Genomic DNA, 14,092 nt, shown 5'->3' with positions numbered 1-14,092 from the left:
AATTAGTTGAGGGAGAGATTAGTATGGGGTACATAGAGAATCTGAGGAGCAAGATTGGACACGAGCCAATTATTCTGGTTGGCGCAGTCGCAATCATTCATGACCACCGAGGAGCAGTGCTCCTTCAGAAACGCAAATATCCAGAAGGAAGCTGGGGACTTCCGGGTGGCCTGATGGAGCTTGGCGAAACGGCAGAGGAAACGGCGAGTCGAGAAATTCGTGAAGAGACCGGCTTAATGGTTCATGGGCTTCATCTGTTTCAGGTATATTCTGGCGTGAAGACGCCAGCTGTAGCGGAAAACGGAGATCAATATTATCCCGTAACAATTGCCTATGAGGCAGATATGTTTGAAGGCGATTGGCGAATTGATAAAACAGAGTCAGAGCGGTTTGAGTTCCGAACACAAGAAGATCTTCCGGATTTTATTCTGAAGAACCAGAAAAGAATTCTTGATGAATATTTTGCGCTACAAAAGCAAAAGCATGTATAAAGAAAAGCACTGATCCAATACTCCTTGGATCAGTGCTTTTCTACCTAAGGGAATATAATATGGGATTCATTCGCTAATTACGGTATCAAGGGCAATGTTAATCATGTCGTTGAATGTTGTCTGACGTTCGGCGGCTGTCGTATCCGGCTCGTCTGAGAAAATGTGATCACTGACCGTCAGAACAGTTAATGCTTGGGCTCCATATTTGGCCGCTAATGTGTATAGCGCTGAAGTCTCCATTTCTACTGCTAATACACCATACTCACCTAATTTTTTCACGATATCCATACTGTCACGATAGAAAACATCGGCAGATAAAACGTTGCCGGCTCTTAATGAAACGCCTAACTTTGTGCCGATATTATATGCCTTTTGGAGAAGCCTAAAGTCAGCGGTAGGTGCATAATCAATAGTTGGAAAAACACCGTGATTAACGGAGGAATCCGTTGTTGCAGACATAGCCAATATAACATCTCGAACATGAATTCCGTTTTGAACGCCGCCGCAGGTACCGACACGAATCAATTTCTTGACACCGTAGTCACGAATCAATTCATTAACATAGATCGATATTGAGGGAATTCCCATTCCAGTACCTTGAACCGAAATGCGTTCCCCTTTATATGTACCCGTAAATCCAAGCATTCCACGCACATTATTGTACTGGGTAACTTCTTTTAAGTAGGTCTCGGCAATATATTTCGCACGTAATGGATCACCAGGGAGCAAAATGCGTTCCGCAATTTCACCTGGTTTTGCTTCAATATGAATACTCATTTTATAGTTCCTCCCTCAAATTGAACAAGTCTTACCTATTTTATCACGCAAACATTGAGCTGGTTAAATTAATTTTGGTAGAGCTCAAGCGGCAGATCATCAGGATCCCTGAAGAACGTGAATTTTTTTCCCGTAATCGGATCTACACGTATGGGTTCTGTCTCTATCTCTTTGTCGTTTAGTTCAGTAACAGTTTTCTCCAAGTCATCAACAGATAAGGCGAGATGCCTGAGTCCACATGCCTCTGGATGTGTTGATCGCTGAGGAGGATTTGTAAATGAAAAAAGTTCGATTTGGCCGCAGTTGCCATTTCCGATTGCAAGATCCAGTTTATAGGAGTTTCGGTCTTCCCTGTAGATTTCGTTAATAACGGAAAGTCCTAACAGATCTACATAGAAATGTTTTGAACGTTCATAATTGGAACAGATGATTGCACAGTGATGAATGCCTTTAAAATCCATAGTTTCCCACCTTTTTTCATTGGCCTTATTTTATATAAATGCTGCTCGCTGTTCACGTCAGAACGGCGTAATTTGCATGATCTGTACACTGGAACAGCAAACTTGCTAGAAGCAAAGTATTCAAAAAAACGATTTACTTATTTTAAAGTATATCAAAAATACAACGTGAGCAGGTTTGAGAGCATAAACAAGAGACCATTGACAGTTAATTAAAAAAAACGGATACTATACATATGAACGGTTAGTCATATGTTTTTGGCCCTTATCGAGGAAAGAAGTGAACAAAATTTGGCAAATCATTCAATGCATAATCATGAAGTTGCGCACGGTCACACGCATCACCACCATACAGCGAATCAAAAGGCACTGCTTATCAGTTTTTTGATTATTTTCGGATTCATGATCGTTGAAGCCGTCGGCGGTTATTTAAGCGGAAGCTTAACGCTGATGTCGGATGCAGGACATATGCTTAGTGATGCTGTTTCTCTGGGCTTGAGTTTTACTGCAATGGTGATTGGAAGCAAAATTTCTGTAAATAATCGGAAAACGTTCGGATACAAGCGATTTGAGATATTGGCAGCTCTATTTAATGGAATTCTGCTTCTCCTTATTTCAATTTGGATTATCATAGAGGCGATCACAAGAATTGCGCAGCCTGTCACCATTGCGAGCGGCGAAATGATGATGATTGCATTCATAGGACTTCTCGTAAATATTATTGTGGCAAAAATTCTAATGCAAGGCGAAAAAGATGACAATTTGAATGTACGAAGTGCATTTTTACATGTGCTTGGCGATTTGCTTGGCTCTGTTGGGGCTGTTACCGCATCGGCACTAATTATGTTTTTCGGTTGGGGACTTGCCGATCCGATTGCCAGCATGATTGTATCTGTAATTATATTGAAAAGCGGATGGAGTGTCACACGCGACTCGATTAACGTCTTAATGGAAGCTAAGCCCGATAATCTTGATCTGGATGAAATTCGCAGTCGGATTACAGCATTGGAAGGTGTTAACGGAATCCATGATCTCCACATTTGGACGATCACTTCGGGATTTTTTTCGTTAAGCTGTCATCTGACAGTCGAAGAGGGTATCAACCATGATGACATGCTGAGACAAGTCGAACAAGTGCTTGATGGCTATCATCTGGAACACTCAACGATTCAAATCGAAAGTGTCAATTTTCAAAGCTGTCATTCTGATTGCGCACATCAACGGCATGGATAATGTGTCGGTATCAAACAGAGCGGAAGCAGGCGTAGGTAACACGAATACGCGGCTTCCGCTTTTTCAATGTGCACGATTGTTGCAAGCAATTGTTGCCATGCCAAAGTGATGAATGAATTACTTATTTATAGTTAAATGAAAACAAATGTTCTATAATTAATTTAAAGCTGTCTTTTCTTTTGGAAGAGAACGGGGGGACACAGCTGGATGGTCACATTTCAATTGATTGAGTTGTGATCAATATGAGCGAACAGACTTAAAGATAAGATTATGAGACCCATTAAAAATCGGTGTCTACAGCAGATTGGAGGATGTTCAGATGGGTAATGAAGCTCTTCTAGTTATTGATATGAGCAATGATTTCGTTGATGATCGAGGTGGACTGACAGCGGGGAAACCAGCGCAGAGCATTGTTCCTTATATTGTGAAACTTGCTGACAGGTTTTTAAGCGAGAAGAAACCAATTTTTTTCTGTATGGACGCACATGAACCGAATGATCCACATTTCCAGCTTTGGCCGCCGCATAATGTAAAAGGTACATGGGGCGCTCAATTGTATGGACGGCTCGGAGAATGGTTTCAAACACATGAGAAGGACTCAAATGTCATCTTCATTCCTAAGTCTGAGTATGATGCTTTTATCCGAACGGACCTTGATCAGCAGCTAAAAGAGCATCGCATCGACACGGTCCACTTAACAGGAGTATGCACGGATATCTGTGACTTTCTGACTGCATATGGTGCGTATTCAAGAGGATACAAGACGGTCGCGCATCGAAAAGGAATGGCGACCTTCACAAATCAGCATGACTTATTTCTTGACCATATGAAGGCGATATTCAAAACAACACTTACGGATTAGGGGAGGAAAAGCGAGTTGGAAAACATACATGACCAGAAGATCAGGCGTTGCGCTTGGAACACAACAGACCCTGTCTATTTAGCTTATCATGATCATGAGTGGGGGCGTCCCCAGTATGATTCACTCAAATTGTTCGAGATGCTCTGCTTAGAAGGAATGCAGGCCGGATTGAGCTGGATTACGATTTTAAAACGACGTGAAGCATATCGGGAGGCATTTGATGGTTTCGATCCTCAATCCATCTCGGCTTTTTCTGATGATAAAATTGAACAGTTAATGAACAACTCAGGGATTATCAGGAACAAGCTCAAGATTAATGCCATTGTTACAAATGCACGCAATTTTTTTGAAGTTGAAAAAGAACAACCCTTTAACAAGTACCTATGGTCCTTTGTAGAAGGACAGCCAATTATTCATCATTATAAGGAAGCAAAAACCATCCCCGCATTAACTGAAGAATCAATTCTGATGAGTAAAGATCTGAAAAAAAGAGGTTTCAAATTTGTTGGCCCGACAATCTGTTACGCGTTTATGCAAGCGACAGGAATGGTTAATGACCATTTAACTGATTGTTTCTGTTTCCGAGAATTAACGGGCACAGCTAAGAGTGAATTGATCGAATCAGGAAATAGCAATGAATAACTAATCGAAATTTCGAATGGCCGGAATACACAGGCTCAGTGCGATCAGCAGAAGTGTCAGCGAGCTGAGCACGAGCATTGCAGAAACGCCTCCAAGTACATTGGCAAACCAGCCTGTGAACATATAACCGACCGGAATAAGTGCAAATGATCCGAGCATGTCAATACTCGCGACGCGCCCAAACGCTTCAGGAGCGACAAGATCTTGAAGACTTGTTTCCCAGATTAATCCGAAAGCCATGCTCCCTAAACCTTCAAAAATCATGAGTACGATGAGAAGGACGATATTATATACGAATGGCATGGCAATGAACGCGAGTCCGCCGAGAGCAATCCCAAGATAGGCAATGATACCGCGATGATGCCATGTTTTGCGCATGCCGAAAATAAAGGCAGCCAATGCAGCTCCAATTGCCTGCCCTGACATAACAAGGCCGTAAACGTAGGAAGGAAAGTGATGATGCACATTCATCAGCCAAGGAATGATGATGACGGTAATCCCTGTTGTGCAGATATTGATAAAGCAAAAAGCCATGATGGTTACCCACAGCCATGTATTTTGCTTAATGATCTCGATGCCGCCGAAACAGTCGTGTATAAAGGAAGTTTTTTTCGCTTCTAAAGCTGCTTTTCTTATTTTTCCTTCTTTGGTCAAATAGAGCAGACAGGTAAAAGAGACAAGAAAAGTAACCCCATCAATACCAAATCCGATGGGTGCAGACCACACGGTGACGATTAATCCGCCTAATGCCGGTCCGAGCAATCGCATGCCTTGAATGCTTAATTGATTCAGGGCATTTGCAGAGGTGCGGATTTCAGGTGTGAAGACGGTAGCTCTCATTGCTGAAAAGGCGGGTTGAAAAAGTCCATCCATAATTCCAAGTATAATTGCAAACATTGACAATAGGTGAATGGTTAACGATCCGTTTAATCCCATACCCATGATTGTGAATGCCATCGAGCAGCGAACGATGTCAGTCAAACGCATCAGTTTTGCTCGATTCACTTTATCTACAATAATTCCGGCAAAGGGCAAGATAATGACATTGGGAAGCATATAGGCAGTCATAACAAATCCCATCGCAAGCGTTGACTGTGTCAGTGAATAAACGAGTATGGGAATAATAATGCCTGTAATCGATGAACCAAACACAGAGAGCGTATTTCCGATCCACAATGCTCTAAATGCCCGTGATTGATAAATTGGCAGAAAAAAATGCGGGACATTATGTTTGGTAGGCGTTGCAGTATGTTCAGGACTCATTGTTTTCACCTCAAAAAACAGCGCTTTTTAACAACCTTAATCACTATAAAGCAAAATTACTTATAAGTCATCAGCGAATGAGTCTTATTGTTAGGGATTAACCTGAAAAGAATGAAGCGGCGGTGAAAAAATGAACAACAGATCATTCAAGCAGAATGATCTGCTATGTTAAAATGAGATCGGAACAAGAATACTGCAACAATACCACTCTGCTGAGAAAGTATAAAATGATGAAGGATGTGTGTTTCATGGATGGTCTTACCGAAATAAAGAAAGACTCAAAAGAAATCTTCAAAGGAAGAATTGTTCATTTGTTTGTTGATCAAGTGGAACTGCCTAACGGGGAAACCTCAACGCGAGAGGTTGTAAAGCATCCCGGTGCAGTCGCTGTAATTGCTGTTAATAAAGAAGGAAAACTATTGCTCGTGCGACAATATCGTTATCCGTTGAACGGGATCATCTATGAAATTCCAGCGGGAAAACTAGAACCTGACGAGAACCCTGATGATTCGGCATTAAGGGAACTTGAAGAGGAAACCGGTTATCGTTGTAAAAAAATGGAGAAAATTGCTTCATTTTATTCATCGCCAGGATTCTCTGATGAGTTGCTTCATGTCTATTTTACTGATTCGCTTATCGAAGGAAAACAGCATCTTGATCAGGATGAATTTCTGGAAGTGTGTGCAGTAAATCTTGATGAGGCGGTTCAAATGGTTAAAGATCACCGTATTTATGATGCAAAATCAGTTTATGCCGTTCAATATATGCAGCTACATTTAAAATAAAATAATAGCCTAGAGTCGTAAAATCTCTCAATTCGATCATAGTTATCCGTTGTAATCATAGAATGAAATTATAGATTTCATATGATCGAAATGCCGGGAGGTTGACAAAAATGATTGCAGAACGTCTAAAAAAGGTGCTTCATCAGCATATTAGCGATTACTTATCACTTTATACCTTTGTTACAGGGCTGCTGCTCATGGGGATCATATTTGGGGCCATTGTGGTAAACTGCCTGCCCTATGAATCCAAAAACGATCTGCTCCACTATTTGCAGCAATTTTTCGGTGAACTAGCAAAGAATCAGGTTGCTGATCCGAGGGCACTTTTTAAAGACAGCCTATTTCACGATTTACAGTATCTTATTTTAATTTGGGTGCTTGGTCTTTCCGTGATCGGACTTCCGCTCATCTTTTTGCTCATTTTTGTCAAAGGAATTTTTCTCGGCTTTACTGTCGGCTTTTTAGTCAGTCAAATGGGAATGAAAGGACTGATGGCTATTCTTGTCAGCATTTTTCCGCAAAATTTGCTGATCATACCTAACTACTTGTTTATTGCCGTTCTGTCCGTTGCCTTTTCATTGAAAATGATTCGTCAACTCTTGATGAAAACGAGAAATCAGCCAATGCTGCCGCAATTTATCAATTATGGTCTTGTTTTAGCAAGTACAGTATTAATAGCAGCAATTGCCTCTGGATATGAAGCGTATGTGTCACCTGCTTTAATACGCCTTTTTATAGCGTGATCGATTGCTAGCAAAAGGTAATTATAAATAAAATAATTATAATTTAAAAGTTATTATATTTAATTGACACCATTCTCAATAAGGATTATAATTTTCCTGTAAAAACCAGTAGTTATTTGCGGGTCATTCCGCATTGGTGCGGGTAGCGGATCGGATCGACCGTCATTTCATAATGGCCGCTAATCTGTTTTATGCATCGTTCTTGCAAAGGGGGGGCTTGTATGGAAGGCAGAATTAATCGAATTAAGAAGCAGCTTCATGGGCAGAAGTATAAGCTGACGCCTCAGCGAGAAGCGACTGTAAGGGTCTTGTTGGAGAATGAACAAGATCACCTCAGCGCTGAAGATGTGTATCTCCTTGTGAAAGAGAAAGCACCAGAAATCGGACTTGCTACAGTATATCGAACTCTTGAATTGTTAGCAGAACTGAAAATCGTCGACAAAATTAATTTTGGTGATGGCGTTTCACGTTATGATTTGCGTAGAGAAGGTGCAAGCCATTTTCATCATCATCTTGTTTGTATCGAATGCGGATCTGTGGATGAAATACAAGAAGATTTGCTTGGGGAAGTTGAAAAAGTGGTTGAGCGAAAATGGCATTTCAAAGTTAAAGATCACCGCTTGACTTTCCATGGGATCTGCCATCGTTGCTTGGAAAAACGTGAAGAAGAAAATCGTTTAAATAAAGAAAAAGAATCAGAACAGGAACCGGAAAAGGTGTGACTGTTCTCAATTCGGCAGCCTGAAACTTTCAGACTGTTTTTTCATTTATTCGGAATTTATCTATTTTAAGTTTCTACTTTTGATATGATTTATCCGCCTGTTTCATAATAATAAGAGAGCAACTTTATATGGACAGGCGGGATGAACAAATGAGAGATATTTTCCATGTCGGAGTAAATTTTATAAAAATATGCTGTCTGTTTGTTTTATTAACCGCTGTTTTTTATTTCGGTATGATGTGGATGGACCATTTTTTGGGTCAAGTTCATCGGTATGATGAACCAGGGTCGGGTGCAGTAGCAGTGATTCGCCATGAGCAATCAGGGAATGTCAAAGTGACACATACTCTTGATTTTTCACGGTTTTTTGAGTTTTTGAGAGATGGTGAATAAACAATTGAGGAAACTGGTAGACCATTTTTTGGATTTACTTAATAAGGAACGCGGTTTGTCTTCAAATACAATCGAAGCCTATCGAGGCGATCTGACACAATATACTGATTATTTAATCTCTAAGAAGCAATGCAGCGTATGGCAGGATGTCACTGAGGTAATCGTGCTTAATTATATGTATTTCCTTAAAGATTCAGGCTGCGCGCCGTCGACAATTGCACGAAAAGCTGCAGCCATCCGCGGTCTGCATCGCTATCTGCTCATAAGTAAGCAAACGACTGCTGACCCCGCCTATTCTTTGGAATTGCCTAAGATTCAGCGAAATCCGCTGCCACCATTATTGACAACTAATCAAGTGAAACAACTTTTGGATGCACCGGACCTGCGAACGAAGATCGGAAAACGCGACCGGGCCTTACTTGAGGTTCTTTATGCTACAGGAATGCGTGTTTCCGAATGCATTCGTCTTGATGCCGCACACGTGAATCTTGATTTGGAATTTATTCGCTGTTTGGGTAAGAAAGGAAACGAACGGATATTGCCGCTTGATTCCCTGGCCATTTCTGCACTCCGTATGTACATAGAATCACTTATTCAAGATGGAGAAAAAATAGATTTAAACCAACCGCTTTTCATGAACCGCATGAATAAACGCTTAACACGGCAGGGAATCTGGAAGATTCTCAAACATTATGCTGATCAGGCAGACATCTCTGTGTCTATTTCACCGGAAACGTTGAGAAAGTCGCTTACAGCGCATCTGTTGCAAAATGGTGCACCACTCGAATTCATCGATGAATTGATGGGGCGTCAGCATACTTCTGCTACGATGCAATATCCGCGTCCAAATCGATTACCTTTAAAAAAAGTTTACGCAATGTATCATCCGCGTGTAAAATTAAAATAAGAAAACTCGTACATAACGACTGGAGCGATAAAATATGAAACCGATTGAAGAAGTAATGGAAAAACTCAGGAAGCAGACTGCACGAAGGCCGGAGATCGGATTAATTCTTGGATCCGGACTCGGTGATCTAGCCGACGAACTAACAAATGCAGTACAGATTCCTTATCGATCCCTCCCTCATTTTCCCGAGTCTACGGTTAAAGGGCATAAAGGCCAATTTGTCATCGGCGAGCTTGAGGGAAAGACGGTTGTTGCGATGCAAGGAAGGTATCATCATTATGAGGGCTATTCGCTTGTACAAGTCGCTTTTCCTGTTTATGTCATGCAGGCGATGGGTATTGAAAAGTTAATTGTGACCAATGCTTGCGGGGGAATCAATACGGATTTTGCTCCAGGGGATTTGATGTTGATCACCGATCATATCAACATGCTCGGCGATAGTCCGCTTATTGGACCAAATGATGACGAAATAGGACCACGTTTTCCCGACATGTCACACGCGTACAGCCCGGATCTCATTCAAAAGGCTGAGAGAGCAGCTGAAACACTCAGCATTCAAGTTCAAAAAGGCGTTTATTTGGCTACTCATGGGCCTCAATATGAAACACCTGCTGAGATACGAATGATGCGCGTAATGGGGGCGGACGCGGTAGGTATGTCAACGGTTCCTGAAGTGATTGCTGCCAGCCACCTACGGCTGGATGTGCTCGGCATTTCATGCATAACCAATATGGCGTGCGGTATACTGGATCAGCCGCTTTCTCATAAAGAAGTGATTGAGACGGCTGATCGAGTTAAATCAGATTTTACAGCTCTGATTAAGTCAATTATTCGTTCAATCTGAAATCAATTTCAATAAACAGAAAAAGAACCGGAAAAAATTCGGTTCTTTTTTTTATTTATTCGAACTTTAAGTTAGTCAATTGCCATATGAACACCATGCATTTAAAACATTGTCAGATTGCCGGTGTCCTTTGCGTGTTTTTCCGCGTAACGAACGAGAATAAATGAGGCAGCTGTCAGCACAATCAAGATGCTGGCTAATTCGATTAAGGGGTTACATATGCTGCCCAATGTCTTCCCTTCCATCACAATGGCACGAAGAATATTCAAGACAAAGGTTAATGGGAAAAGAAAGGAGATTACTTTTGCCCAAATTGGAAATGCCATGAGTGGCATGCGCACACCGGAGAAAAATTCCATTGGCGCCTCAAAAATAGTATCGAGAAAGCCAGCGTCGCGTGAAAAGAGAAAAATTGTATTTAAAAATCCACCCCAAACAATAGCCGATAGGAGAAGCACCATGACAGCGAACGGAAGGAGCCACCAATGTGCGACATGGAGTCCGCCCATAAACAGAATGGTAAGTATGGCAAAAATTGAAAACATCCATACAGCTTCTACTAAATTTGCGGCGGCACGGCTGAACATCACCAATGTTCGAGAGGCAGGGGTGAGCAGGATCAGTTCCAAAGTTCCTTGCTGACGTTCATAGCCCATCATCCATGCTGATTGTACGAGACTCCAGAAGAAGATATAGGCGAGGCAGCCGGTTATTAAAAAGAGTCCGAGCTTTTCAACTGGAACAAACCGAGAAAGCGGGCTGTTTTGTCCAAGATTAAACGGTTTGAATGCGAAGTAAGCATTGATGAACTGAATGACCGGCCATAGGAAGCTTTTCAGTCAAGTCTGTTGGGACGCCGTCCTCTATACCCGAAGAGGGAACAAGCAGCTGCTTTGCTATAAAAAGATCAGGCGTGTCAACGTCAATTAATAGATGCGGTGCGATAAATGTCGATGGAATAATTGTTATTGATTTCAAATCCTCATAATAGCGCGTGTATGTCCTCGCTTTGAGAAATTGGACCGATTGATCGCCGACAATAAATCGTGGATGAACCGAGTGTAATGCTCCGACCGGATCTTTTTGCACCTCTTCGTTAAACTGGTTCACCGAGCGAATCATCCAAGGTTCAATATGATAGAGCTCGCGCGCGAAAACCATCGTGTGATAGTCATGAAGAAAGTGATAGAACATTTTCTGATATTTTTTTCGGACGGCGAAGAATTTCGCGCTCTTCAGGGTTTAAATGAGCGTGATCAAGTTTGTGACGCGTACCTAAAATAAATGAAGTAAACGCCTCGCAATCAATATGGTTCCATTGTTCAATCGAATCTTCCACATAGCGATTTTCGAATCCAGACGCCTGTTCACAATCCATAATAAACATCCATTCATCCGTCACGTTTCCAAAAAATGATAGAGTATTAAGCATCTCGGCTGAAAGTGATTGCCGGGTGCGATTTGCCCATTCAAGGCGATCAAGATGGTGCTGCGGTTTGTTCAAGACATGCAGGCTGGTCAGTAATTCACGGTAGGGTGAATAAACAGCCTGAACATGTTTTCTGATCCATTATTCAAGGTGCGCGAACATGGCCATGCTCCCACTATGTTTGATTCGCTATTCGGCGAATCAAATAGTTAATTTTGCAAAATTATTAAGTATTATAGAGATCGCCTAGTAACCTGTCAATAAAAAATCAATGATTCATGTAGTAATCGCTCTCAAAATGCTTGGAATTTCTCTATTGATCCGTATAAAAGAATTGCTCGTGGACAGAATGATAAGGATCATAGTGAGGAGGTTTTTTCATGAAGGCATTTTCTATGTGGATGGCTTGTGCCACACTCCTTTTTGCGACTTTCGTTCCGTCGGCATCGGCATTTGCCAAAACGAAGGGAAACGCAGATACGGAGACTGGCAAACTTAAATCAGCAATCGTTATCGAGCAGGATACGGGGAAGATTCTATTTAAACAAAACGAAAATAAAGAGCTTCCGCCCGCGAGTATGACGAAGGTAATGACGCTTCTCCTAATTTTCAAGGCGCTGAAAAACCATCAAATTTCATTGAAAGATAAGGTGAATGTGAGTGAGCACGCGGCGTCTATGGGGGGATCTCAAGTTTTTCTTGAACCTGGTGAATCTATGACGGTGGACGAAATGCTGAGAGCAATTTGTATTGCCTCCGCAAATGATGCATCAGTTGCGATGGCAGAGCATATCTCAGGTTCTGAGAAAGCATTTGTGGCCCAAATGAACAAGGAAGCAAAGAAGCTTGGGATGACACACACACATTTTGTTAACCCTACCGGTCTTCCAACCGACAATCATTACACAACCGCTCATGATATGGCGGTGATGGCGCGGGCGCTTTTAATGTATCCTCAAGTGCTTCACTACACATCAAAATATGAAGATTACTTGAGAGAGAATACAGATAAGAAATTCTGGCTTGTAAATACGAATAAATTGATTAAAACGTATCCTGGTGCAGATGGCTTAAAAACCGGCTTCACGAATCAAGCAAAATATTGTCTGACGGCAACAGCAAAGCGGAACGGTATGCGTGTTGTAGCAGTGGTTATGGGCGCACCATCACCTAAGGAGCGAAATAAAGAAATTGCAGGTTTAATGGATCATGCCTTTGCTGCTTACGTAACGAAACCATTGTTAGATCAAAATAAAACGGTAGCGATGGCGAAAGTGAATAAAGGCGACCATGCACAAGTTCCGATCGTAACGCAGCATCCGGCTGTTCTGCTTTTGAAAAAAGGAGAAAGTACCAAAGGGCTGAAGAAATCAGTGAAAATAGATAAATCACTTCAGGCACCATTAAAATCAGGCACTGTTGTCGGACATTTTATTGTGAAAAAGAAGGGCAAAGTGATTTCCCAAACACCTCTAATGGTCAAGGACAATGTGAAGCGTGCATCGTGGTGGCAGTTATTTAAGAGAAGCGCCGGCACTATTATGACACATTGACGAAATGTAGCTTGATTCGTGACAATGATGATCTTGTTTTGTTGAATTTGCACTAGTTCTGTCGGCAGGCAGGAGTCAAAGAGAAAAAGAGAGAAAGTAGTATCATAAGTCATCAAGATTCGATGATGAGTCGATCGTAAAGGATCGGAATGAACTTGGAAAAGATACAATTTCCGTTCAGGGAGGGAGGAAGCAGCATTGAGTTTAAAAATGGATTTGGAAGTAAAGTACGGCGTGCTGTGTATCCGGCTTGAGGGTGAACTTGATCATCATACCGCAGATGAGTTGAGAGAAAAGGTAAACCATGTCATGGACGATGAACCGGTTCATCATATTTTGTTGAACCTTGGCAGACTCAGTTTTATGGATAGTTCAGGTCTTGGCGTGATTCTTGGCCGCTACAAGAGAATTTCCGGACTCGGGGGAGAAATGGTCGTTTGTTCCATTTCTCCAGCTGTACGACGCTTATTTGAGTTAAGTGGCATGTTTAAAATTATCCGTCTGGAAACGGATGAAGACTATGCGCTTCACACTCTGGGGGTGGCCTGAATGAGAAACGAGATGACATTAACGTTCTCAGCAGTCAGTGAAAATGAATCATTTGCTCGAGTGACGGTGGCTGCATTCGTTGCTCAATTGGATCCGACACTTGATGAATTGACAGAAATAAAAACGGTTGTCTCCGAAGCGGTAACGAATTGTATTATTCATGGCTATGAAAATAGTGGCGTGGGCAAGGTGATGATCAATGCTTCACTTGAAGATGGAGTTGTGACCGTAAACATTCATGATGACGGTGTGGGCATAAAAAATGTTGAACAGGCAAAGCAACCGCTTTTCACGACTAAACCTGAGCTTGAACGATCAGGGATGGGTTTCACAATCATGGAAAACTTTATGGATCACGTCACGATTGAAACGGAGGAAGGAAAGGGAACGACGATCATCATGACCAAGGAAATCGCCCGAAACCGAGCGGTATGCAAGTAGG

Annotated in this window: 19 protein-coding genes; 13 read left to right on the top strand and 6 right to left on the bottom strand. The window is 41.9% G+C overall.

Translation table 11 applies throughout. The features are described 5' to 3' along the window. Window positions 1-23: 23 nt before the first annotated feature. Entirely contained in the window at window positions 24-491 is a 468-nt protein-coding gene (locus tag AC6F33_RS09535; RefSeq protein ID WP_500777028.1) for an NUDIX hydrolase, read from the top strand. Window positions 492-557: 66 nt separating this feature from the next. Here the strand turns inward: AC6F33_RS09535 and deoD are convergent, their stop codons facing one another. Both deoD and gloA2 read right to left on the bottom strand, forming a co-directional pair. Beyond that, window positions 558-1,268 carry a purine-nucleoside phosphorylase gene (deoD, locus tag AC6F33_RS09530; RefSeq protein WP_500777027.1) on the bottom strand — a complete coding sequence of 237 codons (711 nt, stop codon included), beginning with the start codon at window positions 1,266-1,268 and terminating at the stop codon, window positions 558-560. 68 nt (window positions 1,269-1,336) lie between these two features. Further along, window positions 1,337-1,729, bottom strand: a complete 393-nt coding sequence (gene gloA2 / locus AC6F33_RS09525; protein ID WP_255748014.1) for an SMU1112c/YaeR family gloxylase I-like metalloprotein — start codon at window positions 1,727-1,729, stop codon at window positions 1,337-1,339. 303 nt (window positions 1,730-2,032) lie between these two features. Between gloA2 and AC6F33_RS09520 the strand changes: the two genes are divergently transcribed. The 3 genes from AC6F33_RS09520 (at window position 2,033) to AC6F33_RS09510 (ending at window position 4,463) form a co-directional block, all read left to right on the top strand. Then, window positions 2,033-2,959 (top strand): cation diffusion facilitator family transporter, encoded by a 927-nt coding sequence (locus AC6F33_RS09520; protein WP_255748177.1) that lies wholly within the window; start codon window positions 2,033-2,035, stop codon window positions 2,957-2,959. 319 nt (window positions 2,960-3,278) lie between these two features. Beyond that, window positions 3,279-3,821, top strand: coding sequence for a cysteine hydrolase family protein (locus tag AC6F33_RS09515; protein WP_255748015.1), 543 nt, complete (start codon window positions 3,279-3,281; stop codon window positions 3,819-3,821). A 15-nt stretch (window positions 3,822-3,836) separates the two neighbouring features. Then, window positions 3,837-4,463 (top strand): DNA-3-methyladenine glycosylase I, encoded by a 627-nt coding sequence (locus AC6F33_RS09510; protein WP_255748016.1) that lies wholly within the window; start codon window positions 3,837-3,839, stop codon window positions 4,461-4,463. On the opposite strand, the gene AC6F33_RS09505 is transcribed toward AC6F33_RS09510, so the two are convergent. Continuing rightward, entirely contained in the window at window positions 4,464-5,726 is a 1,263-nt protein-coding gene (locus AC6F33_RS09505; RefSeq protein ID WP_480947314.1) for an MFS transporter, read from the bottom strand. It lies immediately after the preceding gene. Between the two features lie 248 nt (window positions 5,727-5,974). Here AC6F33_RS09505 and AC6F33_RS09500 point away from each other — a divergent pair, with 248 nt between their 5' ends. The 6 genes from AC6F33_RS09500 to AC6F33_RS09475 all read left to right on the top strand — a co-directional run bounded on the left by AC6F33_RS09500 (window position 5,975) and on the right by AC6F33_RS09475 (window position 10,119). Continuing rightward, window positions 5,975-6,511, top strand: a complete 537-nt coding sequence (locus AC6F33_RS09500; RefSeq protein ID WP_480948238.1) for an NUDIX hydrolase — start codon at window positions 5,975-5,977, stop codon at window positions 6,509-6,511. A gap of 110 nt (window positions 6,512-6,621) precedes the next feature. Next, window positions 6,622-7,254: a stage II sporulation protein M gene (gene spoIIM / locus AC6F33_RS09495; protein WP_255748020.1), complete on the top strand. Its 633-nt coding sequence runs from the start codon at window positions 6,622-6,624 to the stop codon at window positions 7,252-7,254. Between the two features lie 221 nt (window positions 7,255-7,475). Next, the gene (gene fur, locus AC6F33_RS09490) at window positions 7,476-7,976 is read left to right on the top strand and encodes a ferric iron uptake transcriptional regulator (RefSeq protein ID WP_255748022.1); all 501 of its coding nucleotides are present in this window, start codon (window positions 7,476-7,478) and stop codon (window positions 7,974-7,976) included. Window positions 7,977-8,125: 149 nt separating this feature from the next. Next, window positions 8,126-8,368: a DUF4227 family protein gene (locus AC6F33_RS09485; RefSeq protein ID WP_255748023.1), complete on the top strand. Its 243-nt coding sequence runs from the start codon at window positions 8,126-8,128 to the stop codon at window positions 8,366-8,368. A gap of 4 nt (window positions 8,369-8,372) precedes the next feature. Next, complete coding sequence (locus tag AC6F33_RS09480) at window positions 8,373-9,275, top strand: tyrosine-type recombinase/integrase (protein WP_255748024.1); 903 nt, start codon at window positions 8,373-8,375, stop codon at window positions 9,273-9,275. Between the two features lie 34 nt (window positions 9,276-9,309). Then, window positions 9,310-10,119: a purine-nucleoside phosphorylase gene (locus tag AC6F33_RS09475; RefSeq protein ID WP_255748025.1), complete on the top strand. Its 810-nt coding sequence runs from the start codon at window positions 9,310-9,312 to the stop codon at window positions 10,117-10,119. Window positions 10,120-10,220: 101 nt separating this feature from the next. On the opposite strand, the gene AC6F33_RS09470 is transcribed toward AC6F33_RS09475, so the two are convergent. From AC6F33_RS09470 to AC6F33_RS09460, 3 genes are read right to left on the bottom strand one after another with little or no spacing between them, the layout of a single operon-like run. Then, the gene (locus tag AC6F33_RS09470; protein WP_500778153.1) at window positions 10,221-10,925 is read right to left on the bottom strand and encodes an ABC transporter permease; all 705 of its coding nucleotides are present in this window, start codon (window positions 10,923-10,925) and stop codon (window positions 10,221-10,223) included. Then, window positions 10,894-11,313 carry a hypothetical protein gene (locus AC6F33_RS09465; RefSeq protein WP_500777026.1) on the bottom strand — a complete coding sequence of 140 codons (420 nt, stop codon included), beginning with the start codon at window positions 11,311-11,313 and terminating at the stop codon, window positions 10,894-10,896. Before AC6F33_RS09465 ends, AC6F33_RS09470 begins: the two co-directional genes overlap by 32 nt. Next, window positions 11,291-11,686 (bottom strand): DUF5937 family protein, encoded by a 396-nt coding sequence (locus AC6F33_RS09460; protein ID WP_500778152.1) that lies wholly within the window; start codon window positions 11,684-11,686, stop codon window positions 11,291-11,293. Before AC6F33_RS09460 ends, AC6F33_RS09465 begins: the two co-directional genes overlap by 23 nt. Before the next feature lie 242 nt (window positions 11,687-11,928). On the opposite strand from AC6F33_RS09460, the gene AC6F33_RS09455 reads away from it, so the two are divergent. The 3 genes from AC6F33_RS09455 to spoIIAB all read left to right on the top strand — a co-directional run bounded on the left by AC6F33_RS09455 (window position 11,929) and on the right by spoIIAB (window position 14,091). Next, window positions 11,929-13,101 carry a D-alanyl-D-alanine carboxypeptidase family protein gene (locus AC6F33_RS09455; RefSeq protein ID WP_500777025.1) on the top strand — a complete coding sequence of 391 codons (1,173 nt, stop codon included), beginning with the start codon at window positions 11,929-11,931 and terminating at the stop codon, window positions 13,099-13,101. 198 nt (window positions 13,102-13,299) lie between these two features. Further along, the gene (gene spoIIAA, locus AC6F33_RS09450; RefSeq protein WP_253062812.1) at window positions 13,300-13,650 is read left to right on the top strand and encodes an anti-sigma F factor antagonist; all 351 of its coding nucleotides are present in this window, start codon (window positions 13,300-13,302) and stop codon (window positions 13,648-13,650) included. Continuing rightward, complete coding sequence (gene spoIIAB / locus AC6F33_RS09445; RefSeq protein WP_255748032.1) at window positions 13,651-14,091, top strand: anti-sigma F factor; 441 nt, start codon at window positions 13,651-13,653, stop codon at window positions 14,089-14,091. Window position 14,092 lies beyond the last annotated feature (1 nt).

Source organism: Sporolactobacillus sp. BBK16-2, assembly GCF_059878335.1.
The sequence above is the reverse complement of the archived record's forward strand: the minus strand, read 5'-3'. Positions and strand labels throughout refer to the sequence as shown.